The sequence below is a fragment of the Nocardia harenae NBRC 108248 genome, from assembly GCF_001612885.1.
Classification (GTDB): domain Bacteria; phylum Actinomycetota; class Actinomycetes; order Mycobacteriales; family Mycobacteriaceae; genus Nocardia; species Nocardia harenae.
Genome location: NZ_BDBH01000011.1, coordinates 72,677 through 99,379, shown reverse-complemented (window position 1 = coordinate 99,379; position 26,703 = coordinate 72,677). Strand labels below are relative to the sequence as shown.

General features: G+C 71.3%; 27 protein-coding genes. 19 read left to right on the top strand and 8 right to left on the bottom strand.

Going from position 1 to position 26,703, the window contains the following annotated elements; genetic code table 11:
- Positions 1-102: 102 nt before the first annotated feature.
- The 3 genes from NH2_RS21735 to NH2_RS21725 are packed head-to-tail and all read right to left on the bottom strand — an operon-like array spanning position 103 to position 4,309.
- A complete protein-coding gene (locus NH2_RS21735; RefSeq protein ID WP_067657423.1) occupies positions 103-1,524 on the bottom strand; it encodes a FadD3 family acyl-CoA ligase in 1,422 nt (473 codons plus the stop codon).
- Entirely contained in the window at positions 1,521-2,717 is a 1,197-nt protein-coding gene (locus NH2_RS21730; protein ID WP_067657420.1) for an amidohydrolase family protein, read from the bottom strand. Before NH2_RS21730 ends, NH2_RS21735 begins: the two co-directional genes overlap by 4 nt.
- Before the next feature lie 38 nt (positions 2,718-2,755).
- Complete coding sequence (locus NH2_RS21725) at positions 2,756-4,309, bottom strand: AMP-binding protein (RefSeq protein ID WP_067657417.1); 1,554 nt, start codon at positions 4,307-4,309, stop codon at positions 2,756-2,758.
- Between the two features lie 197 nt (positions 4,310-4,506).
- Between NH2_RS21725 and NH2_RS21720 the strand changes: the two genes are divergently transcribed.
- The gene (locus NH2_RS21720) at positions 4,507-5,091 is read left to right on the top strand and encodes a hypothetical protein (protein WP_245650707.1); all 585 of its coding nucleotides are present in this window, start codon (positions 4,507-4,509) and stop codon (positions 5,089-5,091) included.
- On the opposite strand, the gene NH2_RS21715 is transcribed toward NH2_RS21720, so the two are convergent.
- Positions 5,088-5,705: a TetR/AcrR family transcriptional regulator gene (locus NH2_RS21715; RefSeq protein ID WP_067657414.1), complete on the bottom strand. Its 618-nt coding sequence runs from the start codon at positions 5,703-5,705 to the stop codon at positions 5,088-5,090. The genes NH2_RS21720 and NH2_RS21715 overlap by 4 nt on opposite strands.
- Before the next feature lie 356 nt (positions 5,706-6,061).
- Between NH2_RS21715 and NH2_RS21710 the strand changes: the two genes are divergently transcribed.
- From NH2_RS21710 to NH2_RS21645, 14 genes are all read left to right on the top strand, one after another.
- Complete coding sequence (locus NH2_RS21710; protein WP_067657411.1) at positions 6,062-6,934, top strand: MlaE family ABC transporter permease; 873 nt, start codon at positions 6,062-6,064, stop codon at positions 6,932-6,934.
- Positions 6,934-7,788: an ABC transporter permease gene (locus NH2_RS21705; protein WP_067657408.1), complete on the top strand. Its 855-nt coding sequence runs from the start codon at positions 6,934-6,936 to the stop codon at positions 7,786-7,788. The genes NH2_RS21710 and NH2_RS21705 overlap by 1 nt, the downstream gene beginning before the upstream one ends.
- Positions 7,789-7,794: 6 nt before the next feature.
- On the top strand, positions 7,795-9,075 hold the full coding sequence (locus NH2_RS21700) for an MlaD family protein (RefSeq protein WP_067657405.1): 1,281 nt from the start codon (positions 7,795-7,797) through the stop codon (positions 9,073-9,075).
- The gene (locus tag NH2_RS21695; protein ID WP_067657403.1) at positions 9,072-10,109 is read left to right on the top strand and encodes an MlaD family protein; all 1,038 of its coding nucleotides are present in this window, start codon (positions 9,072-9,074) and stop codon (positions 10,107-10,109) included. Before NH2_RS21700 ends, NH2_RS21695 begins: the two co-directional genes overlap by 4 nt.
- A gap of 10 nt (positions 10,110-10,119) precedes the next feature.
- The gene (locus NH2_RS21690; RefSeq protein ID WP_067657401.1) at positions 10,120-11,169 is read left to right on the top strand and encodes an MCE family protein; all 1,050 of its coding nucleotides are present in this window, start codon (positions 10,120-10,122) and stop codon (positions 11,167-11,169) included.
- On the top strand, positions 11,166-12,269 hold the full coding sequence (locus tag NH2_RS21685; RefSeq protein ID WP_067657398.1) for an MCE family protein: 1,104 nt from the start codon (positions 11,166-11,168) through the stop codon (positions 12,267-12,269). Before NH2_RS21690 ends, NH2_RS21685 begins: the two co-directional genes overlap by 4 nt.
- Positions 12,266-13,372 carry an MlaD family protein gene (locus tag NH2_RS21680; protein ID WP_067657397.1) on the top strand — a complete coding sequence of 369 codons (1,107 nt, stop codon included), beginning with the start codon at positions 12,266-12,268 and terminating at the stop codon, positions 13,370-13,372. The genes NH2_RS21685 and NH2_RS21680 overlap by 4 nt, the downstream gene beginning before the upstream one ends.
- Positions 13,369-14,643, top strand: coding sequence for an MlaD family protein (locus tag NH2_RS21675; protein ID WP_067657394.1), 1,275 nt, complete (start codon positions 13,369-13,371; stop codon positions 14,641-14,643). Before NH2_RS21680 ends, NH2_RS21675 begins: the two co-directional genes overlap by 4 nt.
- Before the next feature lie 11 nt (positions 14,644-14,654).
- Positions 14,655-15,380: an Rv1363c family protein gene (locus NH2_RS21670; protein ID WP_157103908.1), complete on the top strand. Its 726-nt coding sequence runs from the start codon at positions 14,655-14,657 to the stop codon at positions 15,378-15,380.
- A gap of 90 nt (positions 15,381-15,470) precedes the next feature.
- On the top strand, positions 15,471-16,751 hold the full coding sequence (locus tag NH2_RS21665; RefSeq protein ID WP_067657391.1) for a cytochrome P450: 1,281 nt from the start codon (positions 15,471-15,473) through the stop codon (positions 16,749-16,751).
- 25 nt (positions 16,752-16,776) lie between these two features.
- Positions 16,777-17,610 carry a mycofactocin-coupled SDR family oxidoreductase gene (locus NH2_RS21660; RefSeq protein WP_067657388.1) on the top strand — a complete coding sequence of 278 codons (834 nt, stop codon included), beginning with the start codon at positions 16,777-16,779 and terminating at the stop codon, positions 17,608-17,610.
- Positions 17,611-17,719: 109 nt separating this feature from the next.
- Positions 17,720-18,208, top strand: a complete 489-nt coding sequence (locus NH2_RS21655; RefSeq protein ID WP_084505765.1) for a MarR family transcriptional regulator — start codon at positions 17,720-17,722, stop codon at positions 18,206-18,208.
- A 99-nt stretch (positions 18,209-18,307) separates the two neighbouring features.
- Entirely contained in the window at positions 18,308-19,306 is a 999-nt protein-coding gene (locus tag NH2_RS21650; protein WP_067657385.1) for an acyl-CoA dehydrogenase family protein, read from the top strand.
- On the top strand, positions 19,290-20,465 hold the full coding sequence (locus tag NH2_RS21645) for an acyl-CoA dehydrogenase family protein (protein WP_067657383.1): 1,176 nt from the start codon (positions 19,290-19,292) through the stop codon (positions 20,463-20,465). Before NH2_RS21650 ends, NH2_RS21645 begins: the two co-directional genes overlap by 17 nt.
- A 49-nt stretch (positions 20,466-20,514) precedes the next feature.
- Here the strand turns inward: NH2_RS21645 and NH2_RS21640 are convergent, their stop codons facing one another.
- A complete protein-coding gene (locus NH2_RS21640) occupies positions 20,515-21,066 on the bottom strand; it encodes a carboxymuconolactone decarboxylase family protein (RefSeq protein ID WP_067657381.1) in 552 nt (183 codons plus the stop codon).
- A gap of 178 nt (positions 21,067-21,244) precedes the next feature.
- On the opposite strand from NH2_RS21640, the gene NH2_RS21635 reads away from it, so the two are divergent.
- On the top strand, positions 21,245-21,757 hold the full coding sequence (locus NH2_RS21635; protein WP_067658180.1) for a hypothetical protein: 513 nt from the start codon (positions 21,245-21,247) through the stop codon (positions 21,755-21,757).
- Between the two features lie 27 nt (positions 21,758-21,784).
- On the opposite strand, the gene NH2_RS21630 is transcribed toward NH2_RS21635, so the two are convergent.
- Complete coding sequence (locus tag NH2_RS21630; protein WP_067657378.1) at positions 21,785-22,663, bottom strand: acyl-CoA thioesterase; 879 nt, start codon at positions 22,661-22,663, stop codon at positions 21,785-21,787.
- Positions 22,664-22,809: 146 nt separating this feature from the next.
- Here NH2_RS21630 and NH2_RS21625 point away from each other — a divergent pair, with 146 nt between their 5' ends.
- From NH2_RS21625 to NH2_RS21615, 3 genes are read left to right on the top strand one after another with little or no spacing between them, the layout of a single operon-like run.
- On the top strand, positions 22,810-24,330 hold the full coding sequence (locus NH2_RS21625; protein WP_067657375.1) for a class I adenylate-forming enzyme family protein: 1,521 nt from the start codon (positions 22,810-22,812) through the stop codon (positions 24,328-24,330).
- 11 nt (positions 24,331-24,341) lie between these two features.
- On the top strand, positions 24,342-24,644 hold the full coding sequence (locus tag NH2_RS21620; RefSeq protein WP_067657372.1) for a hypothetical protein: 303 nt from the start codon (positions 24,342-24,344) through the stop codon (positions 24,642-24,644).
- Positions 24,645-24,662: 18 nt separating this feature from the next.
- Positions 24,663-25,007: a DUF4286 family protein gene (locus NH2_RS21615; RefSeq protein ID WP_067657369.1), complete on the top strand. Its 345-nt coding sequence runs from the start codon at positions 24,663-24,665 to the stop codon at positions 25,005-25,007.
- A gap of 67 nt (positions 25,008-25,074) precedes the next feature.
- Here the strand turns inward: NH2_RS21615 and NH2_RS21610 are convergent, their stop codons facing one another.
- The gene (locus NH2_RS21610; RefSeq protein WP_067657366.1) at positions 25,075-25,872 is read right to left on the bottom strand and encodes an acyl-CoA thioesterase; all 798 of its coding nucleotides are present in this window, start codon (positions 25,870-25,872) and stop codon (positions 25,075-25,077) included.
- Positions 25,873-25,920: 48 nt separating this feature from the next.
- Positions 25,921-26,565 (bottom strand): TetR/AcrR family transcriptional regulator, encoded by a 645-nt coding sequence (locus tag NH2_RS21605; RefSeq protein ID WP_067657363.1) that lies wholly within the window; start codon positions 26,563-26,565, stop codon positions 25,921-25,923.
- Positions 26,566-26,703 lie beyond the last annotated feature (138 nt).

Below are 26,703 nucleotides of genomic sequence, written 5' to 3'. Positions count from 1 at the left end.
CGTGCGGGGCACCGTGCGCACCCGGGCCGCGGCTGCTCCGGTTCGGCGCACACGTGCTCGGCGCACACGTGCTCGGCGCACACGTGTTTGGCGCGTACGAGCTCAGCGCAGCTGGTCCTTCATCACCTTGCCGGTGGCGTTGAGCGGAAGCGCGTCCAGGAATCGCACCGAGCGCGGCACCTTGAAGCCGGCCATCCGCTCCCGGCTCCAGGCGATCAGCGCCTCCTCGGTGAGCGGCGCGGAGGCCACCACATACGCCCGCCCGACCTGCCCGAGCCGCTCGTCCGGCACCCCGACCACGGCGGCCTGTGCCACCGCGGGATGCTCGAGCAGGAACCCCTCGATCTCGGCCGGGTAGGCGTTGAACCCGCCGACGATGAACATGTCCTTCTTCCGCCCGATGATCCGCAGCCGCCCGTCCGGGTCCAGCTCACCGAGGTCGCCGGTGTGCAGCCAGCCCTCCGGATCGATCGCCGCGGCGGTGGCCTCCGCGTCGTCCAGGTAGCCCTGCATGACGCTGTAGCCGCGGACCAGCACCTCGCCGTCCCCGGCGATCCGGATCTCGACCCCGTCGCACGGCTGCCCGACGGTGGTCGCGATCTGCTCGAAGGTGTCGCCGGGGCGTGACGCCGTCGCGGTACCGGCCTCGGTGAGCCCGTACCCGGTCATGATCGACCGGAACGGCAGCTCCTCGCGCACCCGGCGGATGAGCTCCACCGGGATGTCGGCCGCGCCGGTGACGGCGGCGCGCAGCGAGGAGAGGTCGCGGGTGCCCTTCGCCGCGAGCAGCGAGTGGTAGAGCGTCGGCGGGCCGGGCAGCATGGTGACCCGCTCGCGCTCGACCAGGTCGAGCACGGTGTCCACGTCGAAGACCGGCACCGGCAGGATGGTCGCGCCGCGAATGAGCGAGGCCACCAGCCCGGCCTTGAGCCCGAAGGTGTGGAAGAACGGGTTGACGATCAGGTATCTGTCGCCCTCCCGCAGATCCGCCAGGTCGCACCACTCCGCGTAGAGCCGCAGCGTCTGCGCGTGGTTCATGAGCGCGCCCTTGGGGCGGCCGGTGGTGCCGGAGGTGAAGATGATGTCGGCGATATCGGTGCCCGCCACCGGGCGCTCGAACGGCTCGCCGCTGCCCAGGAACTCGGACTTCAGGTCGAGCACCGGCACGTCGGCGGTGTACTCGGTGCCCTGGAAACCCTGCTGCACCAGTACGGCCTTCGCCCCGCTGCGCCGGATCACGTCCTGCGCCTCCGCCGCCTTGAACCGGGTGTTCACCGGCACCAGCACGCCGCCCGCGGCCTGCAACCCGAAGGCGGCGACGATCCACTCGGCCGAGTTGGGCGCCCAGACCGCGGCCCGGTCGCCCCTGTCGATGCCGAACGCGGCGAAGGCGCCCGCCGCCCTGCGCACCCGCTCCGCCAGCTCGGTGAAGCTCCACCGCCGCTCCCCGTCGACGACCGCCTCGGCATGGCCGAAGCGGTCGGCGGCGGAGAGCACCATCTGCGGGATGGACTCCCAGGTCATACCTTGAGCAGCCGAGCCAGGTTGCCGCCCATGATGCCTGCCTGGTGCTCCAGCGTCATGTCCTTGATCTCGTGGATGTAGCGGGCCGGCTCGGCCAGCCCCTCCGGGTGCGGCCAGTCCGAGCCGAAGAGCACGTGGTCGGCGCCCATCACGTCGGAGAGCCGGACCAGGTCCTCCTCCCAGAAGGGGGAGACGTAGAGGCTCTGCTTGATGGCCTCGATCGGGTTGCGGAAGCCGAACCCCTCCGGCGCCTTCTTGTACACGTCGGAGAGCTGCTGCAGCAGCGGCTCCAGCCAGGCCGAGCCGTTCTCGATGACCGCGATCTTGAGGTCGGGGAAGCGGTTCAGCGCGCCGTGGCAGACCCAGGAGGCCACCGCGTCGGTGACCGGCCGCCACTGGTTGGTCATGGCAAAGGTATTGGTCTGGAAGGGCAGCATCTCCAGGCTGTTGCCCTCCCACTCGGCGTCGTAGCGCGAGTAGCCGCTGTCCGAGGAGTGCATGGTGACCAGCACGTCCAGCTCGACCACGCGCTTCCAGAACGGGTCGAACTCCGGCATGGCGAACGAGCGCATGCCCTTGAAGCCGGGCACCGGGGCCGGGCGCACCAGGATGGCCTTGGCGCCGTGCTCGACCACGGCCCAGTTCAGCTCGGCGATGGCCCGCTCCACGATGGGCAGCGTGATGACCGGGACCGTGAAGATCCGGTCGGAGTGCACGAAGCTGCCGTCCTGGCCCCAGTCGTCCAGCATCCACCGGTTCAGCGACTCGATCACCGCGTGGATCAGCTCCGGGTGGTGCCGCATCCGCTCCTCGACCAGGCTGGCCAGGGTCGGGAACATGAGCGCGCGCTGCAGCTGCAGGTCGTCCATGACCTTGAGCCGGGCCTCGGGGTTCCGGAACGCGTCGATCGCCTTCATGGACTTGCCGAAGATCTCGCGGCGGCTCTTGCCCTCGGGGTTCCCGTGCTTGAAGTACTCCTCCATGGCGCCGGGGCGGGCGACGACCTCGAAGGTGGGGTTCGGGATGTACTCGCTGATCTGGCCGAGCACCGCGATCTTGGTGCGGCCGTTGATCTCGACGTACTGGATCGCGCCCTCGTACTGCTTCGGCAGATGCCGGGTCAGCGCTTCCTTCGTCTCGTACAGGTGGTTGTCCGCGTCGAAGAGCTGATACGGCAGGTCGACCTTGGTCATGAAATCCTCCTTGTCGTCTAGTGAGAATGTTATTCTCTTCAGGTGTGAGCCGCAACGTCCTCGGCGGCGGCGAGGTCCCGGCGGACCACGTATTTCTGGATCTTGCCGCTGGGCGTGCGCGGGAAGTCCGCGACGACGTGCAGCTGCTCCGGCCACTTCTGCTTCGCCAGCCCGGCCGCCGCGAAGTGCGCGCGCAGGGCCTCCAGGTCGGGAGCCGCCCGGCCGGGCAGCAGCCGAAGCACCGCGGCCGCGCGCTCGCCCAGCCTGGCGTCGGGCACCGCGACCGCGATCGCCTCGGCCACCCCGGGCAGCGTCAGCAGCAGCTCCTCGACCTCGAGCGCGCTGATGTTCTCGCCGCCGCGAATGATGATGTCGGACTTGCGATCGGTGATGGTCAGGTAGCCGTCGGCGTCCAGCACGCCGATGTCGCCGGTGTGGTACCAGCCGTCGGCGTCGAAGGCGGCCGCGGTGAGCTCCGGGTCGACGTAGCCGAGGCAGAGGTCGGGGCCGCGGCTGATGATCTCGCCGTCCTCGGCCAGCCGCAGCTCGACGCCGGGCAGCGGGTTCCCGTCGGTGTGCAGCCGCTTGTCCTCCGGCGCGCTGTGCAGCGAGCCGGTGATCGAGGGGTGCTCGGTGCTGCCGTAGGAGCGGTAGACGGTGATGCCCGCGCCCGCCAGCCGGGTGGTGATCGCGGCGGGCACCGCGGCGCCGCCGAGCCCGGCGTAGCGCATCCGCGGCAGGTGCTCCCGCGTGTGGTCGGGGTGGTCGAGCAGGCTGGTGACGTAGTAGGGGACGCCGCCGCCGACGGTGATGTCCCGCTCGGTCATCAGGGCAAGGATGCGGCCCGGATCCCAGACATCGATGAGGTGGATCGGCGTGCGGTCGAGCACCGGGATGAGCAGCGCGTTGACCATGCCGATGAAGTGGCCGACCGGGGCGGCGGTGAGCTGGTCGCCGCGGTCGGCGGGGTACCAGGCGGCCAGCTGCCTGGTCTCGTGCACGAGGGTGTTGTGGCTGTGCACGACGCCCTTGGGGGCCCTGGTGGTGCCGGAGGTGAAGGCGATGAGCGCCGGGCCGTCCGGGTCGGTGCCGAGCACGCCGGGCATGGGCTCGGGATCGAGCAGGTCGTCGAAGTCGCGGCCGACCACGCCGGTGATCGGCACCCCGGCATAGGGCTCCGGCGGGAACTCCAGGCTGCCGAAGCGCTCCAGCGTGACGAAGACCCTGGGCCGGACCGTCTCCAGGATGTAGCCGAGCTCCCTGCGGCCGTAGAAGTGCACCACCGGCACCACGACCGCGCCGAGCAGCGCCGATGCCCAGAAGGTCGCGGCCGCCTCCATCCAGTTCGGCAGCTGGAACGCGACCACGTCGCCCGGCCCCACCCCGCGCCTGCGCAGCCCGGCCGCGAGCCGCCGCGCCACCTGCTCGACCTCGGCGAAGCTGCCCGCGAAGGGCCGCTCCGCGGAGTGCACGCAGAACTCGGCGGCCGGCGCGGCGGCGAGCCCGCCGGCGAGCAGCTCGCCGAGCGTCTCGCCGGTCCACCACCCCTGCTCCCGGTAGTGGCCGGCCAGCTCGGGAGGAATCGTGCGCATGGGAGCCCCTTCTCGACCGCATCGCGTTCTCTCCAACAGAGAATCACATTTTCGAGCGGGAGAACAGGCGTGTGCCCTAGGGTGTGGTCGGTGGTTCGTTCCGGGTAGAGCGGCAGTCCCCGTCACCCAGCCCCGACGCCGCCGGCCACGCCGGAGCGATCGCCGTGCCGACTCTCGCGATCCTCGGGATGGAAACCATGGCTCCTCGATCCGCCGCTCCCGGCGTCCACTCCGTCACCCACTGGCGGGCGCATGCCCGCAGGCACCCGCTGCGGCACCGGCTGGCGGTGGTGGCCCCGGACGCCGCCGACGTCATCCGGCACGCGGGCGGCTGGCTCTTCGACCGCTCCGCGGCGGGCTGGGAGGTGACCGTGCTGGTCGCCGACTCCGCCGATGTCGCGCCGTTGCGGATACTCGGCGCCACCGTGCTCGACCTGCGCCAGGCGATCACCGGGCCGAGCCACGACATCTGGCCGACGGCGGTGGCCGTCTCGGCCGCCAGCTACCGCGCCGAGCCGCTGGTCAGGGCCGGGGTGCTGGACTGCATCGACCGCGGTCTCACCGAGACCGCGGTCTGGGGCGACGACCTCCCGGACGAGCTGGCGGGCCGGGTCGCGCCCTCCTACCACCGGCTCAGCGTCGCGGCGCGGGCCTTCAAGTCCTGCGCGCTGGCCGCCGCGGGCTGTGCGCGGGAGCCGGTGGTGCCGACCGAGGTCTTCGGCACCGGCGAGCTGCTCCCGCCGCGGTACCGGGCCGAGATGCGGGACCTGCTGCCCGCCTAGCGGGCCCCGCCCGCGGACTCGGCGCTGCCCGCCCCGGCCCGCTCCAGCTCGGCGATCTCCCGCTCGACCAGGTCGAAGGCCTCGCTGTGCCCCCCGGACATCCCGAGCGCGCGCTCCAGCACCACCACCCGGGAGACGCTCGTCATGAGCACCGCCATGGCGGCGGGCGGGAAGCGCTCGGTGTCCAACCCGTACTCGGCGAGGATGCGGGCCAGCGCGGTGGTCTGGATCGTGCGGAAGCGCTCGGCGTACTCGGCGACCGCCGCCCTGATGGCCGGGCGGTGATTGGACAATCCGACGAACTCCATGGTGAAACGGACCGCAGCGGGATCGATGCTGAATTCCCAGAGCGCGCGCAGCGGGGTCGGCGATTTCATCATGTCGTTCTGCATTTCCAGGCCCTCGTCCGCGCGCCGCCGGAAAATTTCCAGCAGGAGGTCGTCCATCGAGCGGAAGTAGTAATGCACGAGCTGCGGTTTGAGCCCGGCGCGCTCGGCGACGCGGCGTGAGGTCACCGCCGCCCAGCCCTCTTCGAGCAGCAGCTGCTCGGCGGCCTCGAGCAGAACGCCGCGATTCTTGGCGTCGGGGGCGCCGATGCGGCGGGGCGATGGCATCCGCCTGCCTCCTTCCGGAGTCCTGATCGTGGGATCAATTCGTATCGTAGTAGCGGACGGCTGTCACTATTGACGCCCGTTCGAGAACCATGCTATGCATGTGCACAGCATCCGCTCCCGAGGGGCGGCCCTGCGATTCTTCCGGGTTGACGGGAAATGTCCCGTCGCCGCTCTTTCGCATTTTCCGGCCCATTGATGTGAAACACCCGTGGTGCGAGGAGAATCAAATTCTCTGATTTGTGCATTCCACTCTTGACGTTGTTGAGAGAGAGCGCTCACAATGGAACGGCTGGTTCTCGCAGAGCGCCACATGAGATTCTCAGCGACACTCCGCCGCCGACCCGAAGGTTCTCTCGATGACGATCAGCCGTGGTCCCGCAGGCGGTGAGTTCTCCGCCGCGAAGCCGGCGACCCGGGAGATCACCGACTGGGGACGGGGCTACCTGAAGCGGCACCCGATCGCCGCGCTGGAGACCGTCGGCGGGCAGTTCGTGCTCGGCGTCAGGGCCATCCAGTACCTGATCGTCGATATCGTCACCGGGCGCTTCGCCTTCGCCGAGTTCGTCCGGCAGTCGGCCTTCATGGCCTCGGCCGCGGCGCTGCCGACCATCTTCGTCTCGCTGCCGATCGGCGTGACGCTCTCCATCCAGTTCGGGCTGCTGGCCGGGCAGGTCGGCGCGACCTCGCTGGCCGGCGCGGCGAGCGGGCTCGCGGTGATCCGGCAGGGCGCCCCCATGGTGGCGGCGCTGCTCATGGCCTCGGCCGTCGGCTCGGCGATCTGCGCCGACCTGGGCAGCCGCAAGATCAGGGACGAGCTGGACGCCATGGAGGTCATGGGGGTCTCGGTGGTGCGGCGGCTGGTGGTGCCGCGGGTTGCGGCGGCGGTGCTGGTCGGGGTCTCGCTCACCGGGGTGGTCTGCTTCGTCGGCTTCCTGGCCGGGTACCTGTTCAACGTCTTCGTGCAGGGCGGCGCGCCCGGCAGCTTCGTCGCCACCTTCGCCTCCTTCGCCACCGTGGGCGACCTGTGGCTCACGCTGGTCAAGGCGGTGGTGTACGGCGCCATCGTCGCGGTGGTCGCCTGCGAGAAGGGGCTCGGTACCAAGGGCGGCCCGGCCGGCGTCGCCAACTCGGTGAACTCGACGGTGGTCTCCTCGATCCTGCTGCTCATGGTGGTGAACGTGGTGTTCACGCAGATGTTCATGATCCTGTTCCCGCGGTCGGGGCTGTGATGGCCGCGCCCTACCGCCCGCTCGGCACCCGCACCCTGATCCGCGCCTCGCGACAGTTCGGCACCTCGTTCATGCGGCTCGGCCACATGATCACCTTCCTGGTGCGCGCGCTCGGCTCGATCCCGGTGATGCTGCGGCACTACCGCGGCGAGTTCCTGCGCATCCTCTCCGACATCACCTGGGGCAACGGCTCCATCGTTGTCGGCGGCGGCACCGCGGGCGTGATCATCGTGCTCGGCGCGGCGGGCGGCGCCATCGTCGGGCTGGAGGGGTACAACGCGCTGCACCTGCTCGGCATGGAGCCGACCATCGGGCTCATCGCCTCCACCGCGTCGACCAGGGAGCTGGCGCCGATCATGGCCTCGCTGGCCTTCGCCGCGCAGGCGGGCTGCCGCTTCACCGCGCAGCTCGGCGCCATGGGGATCGCCGAGGAGATCGAGGCCATGGAGTCCATGGGCATCCGCGCGATCCCGTACCTGGTGAGCACCAGGCTGCTCGCCTCCATCGTGGCCATGATCCCGCTCTACGTGGTCTGCCTCGCGGTCAACTACATCGCGGTCGAGGTGGTGGTCGGGCTCTCCGGCGGCCTCTCCCGCGGCACCTACGAGCACTACTTCCAGCTCGTGCTGAACGGCCCCGACATCGTCTACTCGCTGCTCAAGGCCATTGTCTTCGTGATCATCACGACTACCGTGCAGTGCTACTACGGCTTCTACGCCGCGGGTGGCCCGCAGGGCGTCGGCATCGCGGCGGGCCGCGCCATGCGCGCCGCCATCTCGCTGATGATCATCGTCAACCTGCTACTCACGGTCGCGCTGTGGGGCATCGGCGCCAGCGCCCGGCTCGGAGGCTGAGCCCCTATGTCGGTGCTGTTCGAGAAGGACGGGCGCGGGCCGTCGGGGCCCGCGCTGCTGCTGCGCGGGCTGGCGCTGGTGCTGGCGAGCGCGCTGGTGGTGACGGTGCTGCTGGTGAAATCCACCGGGCGCTTCGACGAGAAGCTGGAGGTGACGGCCGTGCTCGAGCAGCTCGGCGACGGCCTCCCCACCCGCTCGGACGTCAAGTTCCGCGGCATGCTGGTCGGCATCGTCGCCGGGGTCACCCCGGCCACCGGCGGTGCCGGGAACACCGTGCTGCTGCAGCTCGATCCCGCGGCGGCACAGGGGATTCCGCGCACGGTGACGGCCAGGGTGGTGCCGAGCAACGTCTTCGCCGTCTCCTCGGTGCAGCTGGTCGACAACGGCCCCGGCCCCGCGCTCACCGCCGACACCCGGATCCGCCAGGACACCAGCCTCTCCACCGTGCAGCTGCAGACCGCGCTGACCAAGCTGCGCGAGATCATCGCGAGCACCGCGCGGATCGGCACCGGCGGCACCGTCGGCGTGCTCGCCGCGGTGGCCGAGGCCACCGACCGGCGCGGCGCCGACCTGGTCGCGGCGGGCGCCCGATTGGAGCGCATCACCACCGAATTCGACGCGCTGCTCACCCCGGACGGCGGCCCGCCCACGCTCACCATGGTGGCCGAGGCGGTCCGCGGGCTGAACGCCTCGGCGCCGGAGCTGCTGGACGCGCTGCACCACGCGGTGCTGCCCATGCGCACCCTGGCCGAGCAGGACGCGCAGCTCGCCGCGTTGCTCGGCGCGGGCGACACCACCTTCGGCACGGTCGCCGACGCGCTGGACCGGCGCACCGATCAGATCGTGGATGTGACGACGAAGATGGGGCCGGTGCTCGACGTGTTCGCGGCGGGCTCACCGGCTTTCGGCCCGATCGTGGTGCGCATCAAGAAGCTCTCGGAGCTGTGGTACTCGGAGTTCTGGAACTCCGAGAGCCCGCGTGGCCGCGGCAAGTTCCAGTTCCGGCTCACCCCGCACACGCCGTACACCCGCGCGGACTGTCCGCGGTACGGGAATCTCGCAGGCCCGAGTTGCAGCACCGCGCCCGCCGACATTCCGATCGAGCCGCTGCCGCCCGTGCTCGACCCGGCCACCTTCCCGGCCCCGGCCCCTGAGCTCGCCGCCGACCTGCCACCCGAGATCCGGGATCTGATCGAACGGGCGCTGCAGGGCAACCCCACCGGCGCCGAGTCGCTGCTGGCCCCGCTGATCGCCGACGGTCCGTTCCCGGGCGGGGGCGACCGATGAGCTACCGCCGCCCGCTGATCGGGGTCAGCCTGTTCGTCGCCGTCGCGATGGCGCTCATCTGGGTCACCTTCGTCACCCTCGACCGCGGCATCAACGGCGACACCAGGGACTACTCGGCGGTCTTCAGCGACGTCAGCGGGTTGCGGGTCGGCGACGACGTGCGCATGGCGGGGGTCAGGGTGGGCCGGGTGGACGGCATCGAACTGGACGGCGTGCTCGCCCGGGTGCGGTTCCAGGTGCAGGACGACCAGACGCTCTATGGCAACACCAAGGCCTCGATCACCTACCAGAACGTCATCGGGCAGCGCTACCTCGGGCTGGCGCTCGCCGAGTTCGGGGATTCCTCGACGCTGGCGCCCGGCACGGAGATCCCGCTCGCGCGCACCGAGCCGTCCTTCGACATCTCCGGGCTGCTGAACGGTTTCGAGCCGCTCTTCGGCGGGCTCGACCCGGCGCAGGTCGACAATGTCACCGGCGCGCTGATCAAGGCGCTGCAGGGCGACCGGACCTCGCTGGTTCTGCTGGTGGAGCAGGTCTCGGCGCTGGCGGATTCGCTGGCCGGGCCCGACCAGGTGCTCGGCGCGGTGATCGGCAACCTGAACAGGGTGGTCGGCAACCTGGCGCTGCAGACCGGCGAGGTGAGCACGCTCATCGGCTCGTCGAGGGCGATCATGGACGGCCTGACCCGGCACCGGGACGAACTGCTCGGCGCGCTCGACCAGGCGGCCGTCACCACCGCCGGGCTCGCCGACACCATGGACGGCATCCAGCCCGACCTGGCGGCGATGCTCTACCGCGAGCCCGGGTTCACCCGGCACTTCGAGGAGAACAAGGAGAACTTCGCCTACCTCGGATTCAATATGCCCGCGCTGCTCAAGGGGCTGGCCCGGGTCAGCCAAGAGGGGCCGTACCTGAACACCTACCTGTGCAACTTCGGCGTGACCGTGCTGCCCTCGCTCTCGACGCTGGTGCCGACCGTGGTCGATCTGGCCACCCCGGGCGGCCAGGCCAAATATTCCCCGATCTGCAGGTGAGGCGGTGCGAATGAGGAAGATCCTGGAGCGCGGAGCGCGGACCGTCCGGCGGCCGATCGAGGAGCACCGGAAGGGCAGGCTCGGGCTGGTCGCCGTCGTCGTGCTGCTGGTGGTGCTGGCCAGCGCGGTGGGGTACACCCGGATCGGCATCGGGACCACGAGTTACGAGGCGGAGTTCGCGCAGGCGGCCGGGATCAGGACCGGCGATCAGGTGACCCTGGCCGGGGTGCCGGTCGGCACCGTCGCCGCCACCGAGCTGACCGGGGACCGGGTGCTGGTCACCTTCGCGGTGAACTCCGATGTGCCGCTCGGCAATTCGACCGGCGCGGCGATCAAGCTCACCACGCTGCTCGGCGCCAGGTACGTAGAACTGCGCCCTGCGGGCGACGGGGTGCTGGCCGACGACCGCATCCCGTTGGAGCGCACCGAGGTGCCGTACGACCTGCAGACCGCGCTGGACAACGCCACGGTGACCTTCGATCGGATCGATGCCGGGCAGATCGGCGACTCGCTGAACACCCTGGCGGCCCAGTTGCAGGGGGTTCCGTCGGTGCTGCCCGCCATGCTGGCGAACATCCGTGCGCTGGCCACCATCATCGGTGACCGGCGCGGCGAGATGAGCGCGCTGCTCGCCGCGAGCAGGCAGCTCACCGGCCTGATGACCGACCAGCAGGCGAATCTGGCCGCCATCATGACCCAGGGCCGCGACCTGCTCACCGAGATCGTGGCCCGCCGGGACGCGGTGGTCCGGCTGATGGACGCCACCCGCAGGCTGGCCGACCAGGTCGGCACCCTGGTGACGCAGGATCGGCCCGCCGTCGACACCCTGCTGGCCGGGCTGGACGGCCTGCTCGGCAGCCTGGCCCGCAACGACGCGCTGCTGCGGAATCTGCTGGAGATCCTGCCCATCCCGATCCGCAATTTCGCCAATGCCTCCGGCACCGCCAACGAGGTCGACTTCACCGCTCCGGCCGGTCCGCTGATCGACTCCTGGATGTGCGCGCTCAGCGGGCGCGCCGGGCAGGCCGGGCTCGCGCCCTACTACCAGGACTGCCGATGAGAGCGAAACGAGTTCTGGTCCGCGGCTGCGCGGTCCTGGCGATCGGCGCGCTGGCCGGCTGCGCGGGCAGCGCGGTGGTGCCGGACGACACCACCACCGTGGTCGCGCAGTTCGACAACGGCGCCGGGCTCTACCCCGGCAACGCGGTCGCCGTGCTGGGGATGCCGGTCGGCGAGGTGACCGCGGTCGAGCCGCACGGATCGCGGGTCGAGGTGACCATGGAGATCGACGGTGACGTACAGATTCCCGCCGATGCCAGGGCGGTGACGCTGTCCACCTCGGTGCTCACCGACCGGCACGTCGAGTTCACCCCGGCCTACCGGGGCGGCCCCACGCTGGCCGACGGGGCCAGGCTCGGGCCGGAGCGCACCCGGACCCCGGTCGAGTTCGACCGGCTGCTCGGCGCCGCCGACCGGATGGCCGGTGAGCTGCAGGGCGGTGCGCCGGGCGACGGGCCGGTGGCGCAGCTGCTCGCGGTCTCCTCGGAGATCGCCACCGGCAGCGGCCCCGAGCTGCGGCAGACCCTCGACCAGCTGGCCACCGCGCTGAAGCTCGGCGCCGACGGCGGCGAGCGCACCCGCGACGACCTGACCCAGCTGGTGGATCAGCTCGCGCAGCTGCTCCGCGCGGCCGCGGCCAACGAGGACACGATCCGCCGGTTCGGCGCCGCCACCGGGCAGCTCGGCGACGTGGTGGCCGACCTGAACATCGGCACCGGCAGCACCGGCGCGCAGATCATCGACATCATGCGGCAGACCGACGCGCTGCTCACCGCGAACGCGGGCGCGCTGCAGTCGACCCTGGCAAACGGCGCGCAGGTGACGACGGCGCTGGCCGACTACCGCGGTGAGCTCGCCGAGTTCATCGACGTCACCCCGCTGCTGCTGAACAACGCCTACAACGCGGTGGACTTCGAGTACCGCGGCGTCCGGGTGCACGCCCTGCTGGACAAGGTCTTCTTCGACGGGCAGCTGGTCAAGGAGGTCTGCAATATCCTCGGGCTGCGCCAATTGGGCTGCGCCACCGGCACCCTGCAGGACTTCGGCCCCGACTTCGGGATCACCGACATGCTCGACGCCATGTCCAGGATGCCGCGATGAGCGCCGGGCGGGCCACCCGCGCCGCCGTGCTCGCGGTGGCGGCGCTGGCGGCGAGCACCGGCTGCGCGGTCGGGCTCGGCGACCTGCCGCTGCCCGCGCCTGGCTCCGGCGGCGACAACTACACCGTGCGCGCGAGCTTCGCGAACGCGCTGAACCTGCCCGCCAAGGCCAAGGTCCGGCTCTCCGGCGCGGATGTGGGGGAGGTGTCCGACATGGCGGTGCGCGACTACACCGCCGTTGTCACCCTGACCATCCAGCGCGGGGTGCGGCTGCCCCTGGGCACCAGGGCCGAGCTGCGCACCGCCACCCCGCTCGGCGACGTCTTCGTCTCGCTCACCCCGCCCGCCGAGGCCACCACCGCCACCCCGGCGCTGGCCGACGGCGACAGCATCGCGCTGGACCACACCTCGGCGGCGACCACCATCGAGGAGCTGCTCACCACCGCCTCGCTGCTGGTGAACGGCGGCGCCATCCGCAACCTCACCACCATCGTCAACGGCCTCGGCAATGCCGTCGGCGACCGCGGCGACCGGATGGCCGAGCTCATCGACCGCTCCACCCGGGTGGTGCAGGCGCTCGCCGCCCGCTCCGACGACATCCGGAGCACGCTGGCCGAGGTGGACCAGCTGGCCCGGCGGATCGACGAGCAGCGCGGCACCGTCGACGACGTGATCTCGGCGGCCGGTCCGGCGCTGGACACCCTGCGCGCCAATGCCGACCAGGCGCTGCGCCTGGTGAACGAGGTCGATCGGATCACCGCTCAGATCGGCCGGTTCCCCGGCGTGAACGGCGAGCAGAGCACCGGCATGGTGGCCGACATCAACCGGATCGCCGAGCAGCTGAACGCAGCCGCCACCGACCCGAACGCCAGCGTGGCGGCGATGAACGCGATGCTCGGCCCGGTCATCGCGGTCACCACGAGCACCTCGGCCAGCACCGACGCCGACTGGCAGGATCTGGCGCTCGGCGCGCTGCCCGACATCAACCACCCGGGCGACCCGGAGAGCAGGGTGCCGGACCAGCGGGACTGGCAGAACTTCATCGGCACGCTGACCTACACGCTGCTGAAGCTGCAGGGCCGGATCGCGGGAGCGGGACGATGAGCGCCGTGGAGGCACCGGCTCGGCTGCTGGTGAACACGGTGCGGGGGGCGCGCGCCCGGCGCTCGGCGGTATCGGCGGTGGCGCTGGTCCTGACGCTGGTGATCGGCGTCGGCTACCTGGTGTTCGGCTCGATGGGGGTGAACCCGGCGGCCGAGACCATGCGGGTGCGGGTGCACCTCGCCGACTCCGGCGGGCTGCTCGCCGGACAGAACGTGACGCTGCGCGGCGTGCCGATCGGGACGGTGGAGTCGGTGCGGCTCAGCGGCTCCGGGCTGGTCGCCACCGCGGTGATCGACGCGGATACCGCGGTGCCCGCCGACGGCGAGGTGCGGGTGGCGAGCCTGTCGCTGGCGGGGGAGCAGTACCTGGACTTCCGGCCGGACCGGGACGGCGGGCCGTACCTGGCCGACGGCGCGGAGATCGCGGTCGAGCGCACCAGCACCCCGACGCCGCTGTGGAAGACGCTGTCGCAGCTGGACACCACGCTGGCCCAGATCGATCCGGCGCAGCTGGCCGCGGTGGTGAACGAACTCGGCGTGGGGCCGGAGGGCCCGGACAAGCTCGCGGCCATCCTTGACAGCGGGATCTTCCTCGCGTCCACCCTGGATTCGGTGCTGCCGCAGACGGTTTCGCTGATCAGGGACAGCAGGCAGGTGCTCGGCACCGTCGCCGAGCTGAGCCAGGGGCTCGGGGATTTCGCGGCGGACGCGAACGCCGTCCTGACCGGTGCCGAGGCCAAGTCCGGCGGGTACGCGGAGCTGCTCGGAGCCGCTCCGGGCACGCTGCGCGCGCTGGACGCGATGCTCGCGCAGAATTCCGGCACCGCCGCCCAGCTGCTCGGCAACCTGGGCGTGGTCGCGGACACCACCGGACCGCGGGTGCCCGCGCTGCAGGAGTTCTTCTTCCCGACCGAGCGGGACGGGTCCACCCTGGACGCCATCGCGGTGGCGTTCCACGACGGCGGGGTGTGGGGGCTGGTGAACCTGTACCCGCGCTACGCCTGCGATTACGACCTGCCGCGCAGGCCGCCCTCGCTGCCCGACTTCCCCGAGCCGTACCTGTACACCTACTGCAAGGACACCGACCCGTCGGTCATGATCCGGGGCGCGCGCAACGCGCCGCGGCCGCCCGGCGCCGATATCCCCGGCGCCCCGCCGCCGGGGCAGCCCGCCGACCGGCAGACCATGCCGACCCCCATCGGCCCGCTCTCGCTCCCGCTCACCTTCGCGGGTCCCCCGCTCCCGCCCCCGCCGCCGGCCCCGCAACGCTGAGAGGAACCATCATGAGTGACACCGACACCGCCGTTGACGCCCGGCCGGGCGCCGAGGACGAAAGTCCTGCCGCCGCCGCGAAACCCGCGCTCGACAAGGGCGCCACCCAGAAGGGTGACGCTGCCGAGCAGCCCGCGCAGTCGGAGGCCGCGAAGCCGGCGGGCTCCACCGCGGCGAAACCGGCCGACCCCGCCGGTGGCACCCCGGCCGAGAATGCCACCGCAGGTGGCGGCGAGACCCGCGGCGCGGTACTGCTGCGCATCGCCCGCAAGGCCATCCTGCCGGTGACGGCACTGATCGCCGTCGCCGCGATCACCGCAGCCATCGTCCTCGGCCTCCAGCTCCGCGACGAGCGCAAGGTCGACGCGGCAGGTGACGCCGCCCTGGCGGCGGCGAAGAGCTACGCCGTCACCCTGACCAGCGTCGACTCCAACAACCTCGACGCGGGCTTCACCGCGGTACTCGACGGCTCCACCGGCGAGTTCCGCGACATGTACACGCGCTCCAGCGGCCAGCTCCGCCAGCTCCTCCTGGAGAACAAGGCGACCGGGAAGGGCACGGTCCTCGACGCCGCCGTCAAGTCGGCGACCGAGACCGAGGTCGAGGTCCTGCTCTTCATCGACCAGACCGTCACCAATGCCGCCTCCGCGGACCCGAGGGTCGACCGCAGCCGGGTCGAGATGACCATGCGCCTGGTCGACGGCCGCTGGCTCGCCAGCCGCGTCTACCTGCCCTGACGCACCCCTCCGGGCGATCCGGGGACCCCTCGCACCGGCGCGAGAATATAATTCTCCAACTGAGATATCATTGTTTCCGAGGAGCTTTCCATGACCGACTTCGACACCATCGACTACTTCACTGATCCGAGCCTGGTGCCGGATCCGCATCCCTACTTCGACCACCTGCGCGCCCAGTGCCCGGTCAAGCAGGAGCCCACCTTCGGCGTCTACGCCGTCACCGGATACGAGGAAGCCACCGAGGTCCTGCGCGACACCGAGCAGACCTTCTCCTCGGCCATCGCCGTCGGCGGCCCGTTCCCGCCGCTGCCCTTCCGGATCGAGGGCGAGGACATCACCGAGCTGATCGAGCGGCACCGCTCGCAGCTCCCGATGTTCGAGCACATGGTCACCATGGACGCGCCGCAGCACACCTACGCCCGCTCGGTGCTGAACCGCCTGCTCACCCCGGCCCGCCTCAAGGAGAACGAGGCGTTCATGTGGCGGCTGGCCGACCAGCAGCTGGACGAGTTCCTGGCCGAGGGGAAGTCCGAGTTCCTCGCCGAGTACGCCAAGCCGTTCTCGCTGCTGGTCGTCGCCGACATGCTCGGCGTGCCGGAGGAGGACCACCAGCAGTTCCGGGTGGTGCTCGGCGCCGAGCGCCCCGGCTCCCAGGTGGGCTCGCTGAAGAGCGAGATCGTCGCCTCGAACCCGCTGGAGTGGCTGGACGACAAGTTCGTGCAGTACATCACCGATCGCAGGGAGAACCCGCGCGACGACGTCCTCACCTCGCTGGCCCAGGCCAAGTACCCGGACGGCTCCACGCCCGAGGTGATCGATGTGGTGCGCTCGGCCACCTTCCTCTTCGCCGCGGGCCAGGAGACCACCGCCAAGCTGCTGAGCGCCGCCATGCGGGTGCTCGGCGACCACCCCGAGGTGCAGCAGGCGCTGCGCGACGACCGCAGCCTGATCCCGAACTTCATCGAGGAGACGCTGCGCATGGACTCGCCCGTCAAGTCCGGCTTCCGGCTGGCCAAGCGCGCCACCCGGATCGGCGAGGTGGAGATCCCGGTCGGCTCGACCGTCATGTTCTGCCCCGGCGCCGCCAACCGCGACCCGCGCCGCTTCGAGAACCCGCACGAATTCCGGCTGGACCGCAAGAACTTCCGCGAGCACATGGCGTTCGGCCGCGGCGTGCACTCCTGCCCCGGCGGCCCGCTGGCGCGGGTCGAGGGCCGGGTCTCGATCGAGCGGATCCTGGATCGGATGCTCGACATCAAGATCGACGAGGAGCGCCACGGCCCGGCCGGCGAGCGCCGCTACGACTACGAGCCCACCTTCATCCTGCGCGGGCTGAGCAACCTGCACATCACCTTCACCCCCCATCCCTGAACGACACAACGGAGAGAGGTTCACGATGACCGGACGGGTCGACGGCAAGGTCGCCTTCATCACCGGCGCGGCGCGCGGCCAGGGTCGCAGCCACGCGGTCCGGCTGGCCCAGGAGGGCGCCGACATCATCGCGCTCGATGTCTGCAAGCAGCTGGACAACGTGCCCTTCCCCATGCCGACCGCGGAGGATCTGGCGGAGACCGCCGACCTGGTCAAGGCGGCGGGCGGCCGGGTCGTCACCATCGAGGCGGACGTCCGCGACTTCGACGCGGTCAAGGCCGGGCTGGACGGCGCGGTCGAGCAGCTGGGCAAGCTGGACATCGTCATCGCCAACGCCGGGCTCGCCAACGAGGGCGGCGCGCTGGTGGAGATGCGCGAGGACCTCTGGGACGACATGATCGGGGTCAACCTGACCGGCGTCTGGAAGAGCGTCAAGGCCGCCATTCCGCACCTGCAGGCGAACGGCAGCGGCTCCATCGTGCTGACCAGCTCGGTGGGCGGGCTCAAGGCGTACCCGAACGTCGGGCACTACGTCGCCGCCAAGCACGGCATCGTCGGGCTCATGCGCACCTTCGCGGTGGAGCTGGGGCACCAGAACATCCGCTGCAACTCGGTGCACCCGACGCACGTCAGCACCGACATGCTGCTCAACGAGGGCACCTACAAGCTGTTCCGCCCGGACCTGGAGAACCCGGGCCCGGACGACCTGAAGCCGATCTGCCAGATGTTCCACACCCTGCCCACCCCGTGGGTGGACGCGGTGGACGTCAGCAACGCGGTGCTCTACCTGGTCTCCGACGAGGCGCGGTTCATCACCGGTGTTCCGCTGCCGGTCGACGCGGGCTCGATGCTCAAGTAGCGCAGTGGAGTACGGGGTGTGCCCGCCGCGGGGCGCACCCCGTGAAGCCCGCGCTACTCTCGGATCGAGAGTCTCTCTATCTCGGAGAGAACGGCGGAAGGACGCGACCATGCCCGCGGCGAAGGACACCCGATCGGACGCCCGCGCCCTGCGCGGATCGGACACCGCGCGCGCCCTGCGCGACGCGCTGCGCGCCCAGGCCACCGCGACGGTGGTTTTCCACTCCGCCGTCGCGGCCCGGCTCGGCATCACCGTCACCGACCTGAGCGCGCTGAACATGCTCAGCATGGCGGGCCCGCTCACCCCCGGCCAGCTCGCCGACCGCCTCGGCATCACCAGGGGCGGCGCCGTCACCACCGTGGTCGACCGGCTGGAGAAGGCCGGGTACGTGCGGCGCAGCCGGGACGCCGAGGACCGCCGCCGGGTCCGGGTGGAGCTGGTCGCGGTGCGCGCCGAGGTCGCCGTCGCCCCGCTCTTCGGCGCCATCGGCCAGAGCATCCCGGACGACGAGGAAACGCTCACGACTCTGCTCGCCTTCGTCGAGACCCTGAACGCCGCCCTGGAGCGCGGCACCGAGCGCGCCGCAGGCCGCGGCTGACCACACCGCCCCTGCCTGGCGTTCCGCGCCGTGAAATGGTAACTCTTGAATATGAGAATATAGTTCTCATGACGAGGTACGGCGAGGAGGCAGGCCGAGATGCTGTTCGAGTTCGACTCCGACCAGCGGCTGTTGCGCGAGACGGTGCGTGACGTCGCGGCGAAGGAGTGCCCGCCCGCACTCATCAGGGACATCGTCGACCGGGGTGCGGACCCCGGCCCGCTCTGGCAGACCTACGTCGGCCTCGGCTGGACCGAGCTGACCGAGCCGGGCGAGACGGTGGAGCTCGGCATTCTCTTCGAGGAGCTGGGCCGGGCCACCGACCCCACCCCGTTCCTCGCCACCATGTCGCAGTTCGCGCCGCTGGTGCCGGGCATCGGCAAGGTGGAGCGGCCGGGCGCCGCCGTCTACGACGGCATCACCGCCGCCCCGGACGGCACCGGCTGGCTGCTCACCGGCACCGCGCACCACGTGCTCGACGGCGACCGGGCCGAGCGGCTCGCGGTCGTCACCGGCGCGGGCGTCTTCGTGGTCCCGGCCGACGCGGTGAGTGCCCGCCGCACCTCGGTTTTCGACCCGGTGCTGCACCTGGCCGAGGTCACCTTCGACGGGGTCCGGCTCACCGACGCCGACCGCAGCGCCGCGGACGTGGTGCGGGCCAGGCAGCACGCACTCACCGGGCTCGCGCTGCACACCGTCGGCGCCTGCCGCCGCATCCTGGACCTGGTGCTGGAGCATGTGCGCACGCGCAGGCAGTTCGACACCGTCATCGGGTCGTTCCAGGCGGTGCAGCACAAGGCCGCCGATATGCACATCGCCATCGAGCGGGCCAAGGCGCTCGGCTTCTTCGCCGCGCTCTGCCTGGCCGAGGACGACCCGCGGCGCGGGCTCGCGGCCTCGATGGCGAAGGCGGCGGCGGGGGAGTGCCAGTCGGTGGTGTTCCGGCACGGCCTCCAGCTCTTCGGCGCCATGGGCTTCACCTGGGAGAACGATCTGCAATTCGCGCTCAAGCGGGCCAAGACCGGCGAGCTGCTGCTCGGCGGCGCGGCCGAGCACCGGGCGCACGTGGCCGAGGAGTACCGTGCAACTCTCGTTTGATCCCGAGGTCGAGGCGTTCCGCGCCGAGTTCGTCGAGTTCCTGAACAAGAACCAGCCGAGCGCGGCCGAGGCCACCGAGCGCTCCACATCCAGTGCGCACGTGCCGGAGTGGGCGCGGCGCTGGCAGCGGCTGCTCTTCGACAGTGGCTGGTTGCTGCCGGCCAACCCGCCCGAGTTCGGCGGGCGCAATGCCAGTGTGTTGCAGCAGTACGTGCACCTGGCGGAGCTGTCCAAGCGGCGGATCTACCACTCGTTCAATCCGCAGGGCGTCGGCATCATCGCGGCCTCGCTGCTGTCGTTCGGCACCGAGGAGCAGAAGCGCGCGTGGGCGGTGCCGATCCTGCGCGCGCAGATCACCGCCGCGCTCGGCATGAGCGAGCCCGGCGCGGGCTCGGACCTGGCGGGGTTGCGCACCAGGGCCGTCCGCGAGGGCGACCACTACGTGGTGGACGGACAGAAGGTCTGGACCTCCGGCGCCCACGATGCCGACGTGCTGCTCACCTTCGTCCGCACCGACCCGGCCGCGCCCAAGCACAAGGGCATCAGCGTGCTGCTGATCCCCACCGACACCCCCGGCGTCACCCGCCGCCCGTTCCCCTCCGCCTGCGAACCGGACGACCTGGACTTCAACGAGGTCTACTTCGAGGGCGTGCGGGTGCCGGTCGCGAACCTGGTCGGCCCGGAGAACGGCGGCTGGACGGTGGCCAACGGCTCGCTCGGCCACGAGCGCACCCTGCTCTGGCTCGGCTACGCCGACCGCATGCAGGAGCTGCTCGCCGACTTCCGCCCGCAGACCGTCTTCGACCGGGACGCCTACGCCGGGCTGGTCATGGACAGCCACGCGCTCCGGCTGCTCGGCTCGGCCGCGCTGGCCAGGGCGGCCCGCGGCGAGCAGGACGTCCCCGCGCTCTCGGTGCTCAAGGTGCTCGGCTCGGAGGCGGTGCAGACCGCCACCGAGCACGCGCTCACGGCGGTCGGCACCGGCGGTCTCGCCTCCCCGGCCATCAGCTCGCCGCCGAGCCCGCTGAACCTGGAGAACTTCTGGTGCGGCTGGTTCGAGCGCTACCTGCGCAGCTTCGCGGGCACCATCGCGGGCGGCACCTCGGAGATCCAGCGCAATATCATCGCGCAGCGGGTGCTCGGGTTGCCCCGCGCCTGATTCGCGCGCACGCGGCGCGGGCCCGGATGCCGGGTCCGCGCCGCTGTCGTCAGCGCTTGCCCTCGTACCCCGCGGTGGGGTCGGGGGAGATGCCGAAGGTGTTGAAGGCCAGCGCCAGCGTGGTGTAGCAGCCGACGGTGAAGACGAAGTCCATGCGCTGGCGGTCGTCGAAGCGCTCGCCGAGCGCGTCCCAGGTCTGCGCGGAGAGCACCGACTTGTCGTCCAGCTCGTCCACGGCCTCGAGCAGCAGCCGGTCGAAGGGGTCGGGGGCGTCGCCGGTGCGCTCGGCCGCCGCCACCTCGGCATCGGTCAGCCCGGCCTCCTTCCCCATGGCCACGTGGTGCAGCCACTCGTAGGTGCACTCCCGACGGTGCGCCACCCGGAGGATGATCAGCTCGCGCTCCCGCGGCGCGATCGTGGAGTTGAAGAGCAGGTGCACATTGAAGCCGAGAAAGGCGCGGGTCAGGTCGGGATGCCGGACCAGGACCGAGAGCGCGTTGCCCGCGCCATCGGGGTTGCGGCGTTCCTTCGGCAGCATGCGGGAGAGGGCCTTGTCGACCTCCTCGTCCCACTGATCGCCCGGAAGGGGGGTCAGAGCCATGACGGGTCTCCTGTCGGATTCGAGGATCGGCAACGGATTGTGCCGATTCCGCATATGGATTCTCCCAGGATGAGAATATACTTTCCACAAAAGAGAGCGACGCGCAGAACGGACCATCATGGCTGCTCACACCTCCGATCCCGCCACCGGCAGGCGGGCCCACTCGCGCAAGCATCTGCTGCGGTACCGCCTCGCCGTGGTCGCGCCGACCGCCGCCGATGTGGTGCGGTACGCGGGCGGCTGGCTGTGCGATCGCACCATGGCGGGCTGGGAGGTGACCGTCGTACTGGCCGACACCTCCGACGCGCGGTCGCTGGAGATCCTCGGCGCCACCGTGCTGGATCTGGAGACCTCGCTGCAGAGCGCCGTGCACGACACCTGGCCGCACGCGGTCGCGGTGGCGCCCGAGCTCTTCGACGCCGACCCGCGGGTGCGCCGGGGCGTGCTGGACTGCCTGGACAACGGGCTGATCGAGGTCGCGGTCTGGGGCGAGGAGCTCCCGGCCGAGCTGGATGTCCGGCTGGGCACGGTGCATCACACGCTCAGCGTCGCGGCGCGCGCCTTCAAGGGCTGCGCGCTCGCGGCGGCGGGGCTGCGGGGTGCCGATATCGAGAACTCCGAGGTCTTCCGCAGCGGCGAACTGCTGCTCACCGGCGCGTGGGGCGGCACCGACCTGGTGCCGGTGGGCTGAGGCGTCAGGACGCCAGCTCGGCGCCGGTCACCGTGCTGCGCGGCTCGCCCACCCAGCCACAGGGCAGCAGTCGGGCCGGAAGCGGAGCAGCCCCTCCTGCGCGAAGGAGGCGACCAGCGCGCCGTCGCCGGTGAAGACGTCGCCGCGGCCGTAGCAGCGGCCGTGCGCCACCAGCGGGCTGTGGTGCAGCAGCAGCAGCCAGTCGTCGGCGCGCAGCGCGCGGTGGAACCAGAGCGAGTGCGTGATCGGCGCCGAGGTGAAGTCGGTGCCGTTGCCCGCCTGGCTCACCCCGCCGAGCGGGCGCAGCGCGGTGCCGATGGGGAAGAGGTCGGTGGCGTAGGCGGCCAGCGCCGCGTGCAGCTCCGGCGGCGCCTCGGGGGTGCGCATCCAGAGGTCGAAGTCGGGCGGCTCGGCGCCGGGGTCGTCCAGGTCGGCGGTGGCCCTGGTCTCCCAGGGCAGCAGCGGCACGGTGACGGCGTGGCCGGGGCCGGGCAGCGCGGGGAGCTCGGGGGCGGTCTGGTGCGCCGGGCCGTCTTCCGGCAGGTGCAGCGAGACCATGGCGGTGGCGACGACGTCGCGCTTCTGCCGCGCGGTGACGGTGAGCGCGGCGAAGGAGCGGCCCTCCTGCTGGCGCTGCACGATGTAGTAGACCGGGGCGTCGCCCTTGCCCTCGTGCGCGAAGAGCGTGTGCAGCGACTTCACCGCCTTGGCCGGGCAGGCGAGCTGGGCCGCGCGCACGATCTGCGCGAGCACCTGGCCGCCGTAGAGCCAGCCGTGGTCGAGCGGCAGGCTCGGGCCCTCGTAGACGGTCAGGGTCTCGCGGCGCCTGCCGCGGTCACCGGGTGGCGTGGTCGGCCGCTGGCGCAGGTCGAGGCACTCGAGCAGATCTCCCCACAGGTCGGGCATACCTGATTGTAAACGAACTACCGCTCTAGGAGAATGTTGTTCTCCTGATTGGCCGGGTCGAAGGGGCGGGTCACGGAGCGAGCGACGTGATTATGTTATTCTCGCTGGCGAGAATGGCTGTATCAAAACGCGGAGAGGGTGCGGGGATGAGCGTTTCGCTGCTGCTGGACATGGCGGCATCGAGCAACCCGGACCGCGAGGCCCTGGTGTGCGACGAGGTGCGCTGGAGCGTGACCGACCTGCACACCGCGGTGCAGGGCGGCTCGGGCGTGATCGCGGCCTCGGGGGCGCGCAGCGTCGGCTACGTCGGCACCGGCGGCCACCTGCTGCCACTGCTGATCTTCGCCTCGGCGGGCGCGGCGGTGCCCTTCACCCCGCTGAACTACCGCCTCGGCGCCGACGGCCTCGGCGCGCTGATCGCCCGCCTCGACACCCCGCTGCTGATCGCCGACGACGAGTACCACGACGTCGTCTCCCTGGTCGCGGGCCCCGGCGCCACGGTGCTCCGCTCGGCCGAGTTCCTGGAGCGGGCCGCGGCCGCCGACCCGGTCACCGATTTCCCCGACCCCGAGCAGGTCGCGGTGGTGCTCTTCACCTCCGGCACCACCTCGACCCCCAAGGCGGTCGAGCTCTCACACCACAATCTGGTCAGCTACATCACCGGCACCGTCGACTTCGGCTCCGCCGACCCGGACGACGCCGCGCTGGTCTGCGTTCCGCCGTACCACATCGCCGGAGTCGGCGCCGCGCTCTCCAACCTCTACGCGGGCCGCAGGGTGGTGTACCTGCGCAACTTCGACGCCGCCCGCTGGATCGCGTTGGCCGCGGCCGAGCAGGTCACCTCCGCCACCGTGGTCCCGACCATGCTGGCCAGGATCGTCGCCGAGCTGGAGCGCACCGGCGCCACCCTGCCCGCGCTGCGCACCCTCGCCTACGGCGGCTCCAAGGTGGCGCTCCCGCTGCTGCGCACCGCGCTGAAGCTGCTCCCCGAGGTCGGCTTCGTCAATGCCTACGGCCTCACCGAGACCAGCTCCACCATCGCGGTGCTCGGCCCGGAGGAGCATCGCGCCGCGCTCGCCTCGGCGGATCCGGCCGTCGTCCGCAGGCTCGGCTCGGTGGGCACCCCGGTGCCGGGGATCGAGGTGCAGGTCAGGGATGAGAACGGCACCGTGCTTCCGCCCGGCGAGACCGGCGAGCTGTATGTGCGCGGCGCCCAGGTCTCCGGCAGGTACACCGGCATCGGCTCGGTGCTGGACGCCGACGGCTGGTTCCCGACCAAGGACGTCGCGACGCTGGACGCCGACGGCTACCTGTTCCTCGGCGGCCGCTCCGACGACACCATCATCCGCGGCGGCGAGAACATCGCGCCCGCCGAGATCGAGGACGTGCTGGTCGAGCACGCCCAGGTGCGCGAGGTCGCGGTGATCGGCGTGGACGACGTGCAGTGGGGGCAGATCATCGTCGCCGTCGTCGTCCCCGCCGACGGCGCCGAGCCGGACCCCGAGGAGCTGCGCGCCTTCGTGCGGGCGGGGCTGCGCGGCTCGCGCACCCCGGACCGGGTGGTCTTCCGCGATTCGCTGCCCGCCACCCCGACCGGCAAGGTGCTGCGCCGCGACCTGGTCACCGAGTACGGGCCGGAGCAGGCGGCAGACGCCGTCACCACGTAGAGAGGACGACAATGGTCAAGAACGGAACCCGACTGCGCAGCCAGGTCTGCGACACCGAGGTCATCGTGGTGCGCGCCGCGGAGAGCCTGGACGATCTGCGCGCGGGCGGCGTCCCCATGGTCCCGCTCGGCGGCGACGCGGCCCCCGGCGGCACGCTGGAGCCCGCCTTCGCCGACGGCAACCTGATGGGCAAGCGCTACGTCGACGATTCCGGCGCGGAAGTGCTCGTCACCAAGGCCGGAGCGGGCACACTCAGCGTTGGCGCCACACCGCTGGCGCTCAAAGAGGCGAAGCCGCTCCCCGCGAGCGACTGAGGGAAGGAAGGGTCCGCCGTGACCGAAGCGAAGATGCTCGTGTTCTCCAATGCCGTGGAAGGCCAGGACGACGCGTTCAACGAGTGGTACGACACCACCCACCTGGCCGACGTGGTGAAGGTGCCCGGCATCAGCGCGGGCCGGCGCTACGACCTGGTGCCCGGCGCGCTGCCCGGCCGGGCCGCCGCCGCGCCCGCGCACCGTTACCTCGCGGTCTACGACCTCACGGCGGAGCCCGCCGAGGTGGTCGCGGAGTTCACCAAGCGGGCCGGCTCCGGGGAGATCCCGCTCAGCCCCACGCTGGATGTCGCGAGCCTCAGTGTCGCGGTCTGGAAGCCGCGCGGCGAGGCCGTCACCGGCTGACCGCCCGAACCCGACGAGGCCGCCCGCGCTCTCGTGCGGGCGGCCTCTCTCGTCCCGCGCGGGCGGGTCAGGAGCGCGGGCGGAAGAGGGCTTCCTGGGCGTAGGAGGCCACCAGGTCGCCGGACTCGGTGATCACGTCACCGCGGCCGAAGATCCGCCCGCCCGCCCGGATCGGCGAGTGCTGACGCAGCACCTGCCAGGTGTCGCTGCGCACCGGCCGGTGGAACCACAGCGTGTGCGAGGTGACCGCCGACAGGAACCGCGTCCCGTTGCCCACGTGGCTGATCCCCTCCTCGGGGCGCAGCGCGGTGCCGATCAGGGTCAGGTCGGTGGCGTAGGCGGTGAGCGGGGCGCCCAGCTCCGGCTCCACCTCGGGGGTGCGCAGCCACAGCTCGTAGGCGGGCGGCCCGGCCTCGGTGCCGTCCAGGTCGTCGACGGCCCTGGTCTCCCACGGAATGAGCCCGAACTCCCTGCGGTGCTCCGGCCCCGGTAGCCCGCCGACCTCCGGCAGCGTCTGCCGCTCGGTGCCCTCCTCGGGGGCGTGCAGCGAGACCACCGCGCTCGCCACCACCTGCTCGCCCTGCCGCGCGGTGATCGCGGCGGTGGCGAACGAGCGCCCCTCGTGCTGCGGCCGCACCTCGTACCGGATCGGGGTCTCCGACTTCCCCTCCCGCGGGAACACCGTGTGCAGCGACTTCACCGACTTCTCCGGGAACGCCAGCCCGGCCGCCACCAGCAGCTGACCCAGGATCTGGCCACCGAAGACCCGGTGGTACTCCAGCGTCTGGTTCGGTCCCTCGTACGCGGCGGTGTCGACCGGTTTCAGGTCGAAGGTGGCGAGCAGGTCGTTCCACATGTCGGGCATACCCGGATTGTAATGCACACTCTACCGAAACGAGAGTGGCATTCTCATTCAGCTCACCGCTATCCCGTGCGCGCAGAAATTCCAGACCTCCTCGGCGGTGATCGGCCGCACCTCGCCCTCGGTACCGCCCGGCTGCGCGATGAACATGACGGTGTGCAGCGTCATCGCCGCCATCCGGCGCGGGGGCAGGTCGGCGCGGAGCCGCGACGTTTCGCTCGCCTCGATCATGAGCTCGGTGAACATGGCGAAGAGCACCGCGTGCGCGCTGCGCACCTCGGCCGGGTGCGAGCTGAGCAGCTGCGGCGCGAACTCGGTGAAGAGCGGGCGGCGCGCGTCCGGCTCCGGGCGGCAGAGCTGGAAGAGCAGCTCGACCGCGGTGCGCAGCTTGGCCAGCGGGTCGGCGTGGCTCGCGGTGGCGGCGCGAATCTGCTCGGCGGTCTTGCTCAGCGCGTCCTCGTAGAGCGCGAGCAGCAGCTCGTGCTTGCCGTCGAACTGCAGGTAGAAGCTGCGCAGCGACTGCTGCGAGCGGTCGACCACCTCCTGCACCGTGAAGTCGGTGCTTCCCTTCTCGGTGATGATGGCCTGCGCGGCGTCGAGGAAGCGCTGGACCCGCCGGCCCGCCCGCTGGGTCGCGGTGCGCAGCGAGCGCTCCACCGCGCGCTGCTTCCACGCGGGTTGCTCCTCGCTGTTCACGGGCCCGCCGAGGGGCGGGGATGTGACGGAAGCGGCATGGTCCAGCTCCGTTCAGCTCTGGCCGTTTGGAGAATCCACCCTACCGCATTTGAAGAATATAATTCTCATGCGTTGTCAACGGAAGTGCGGGCGGTGCCG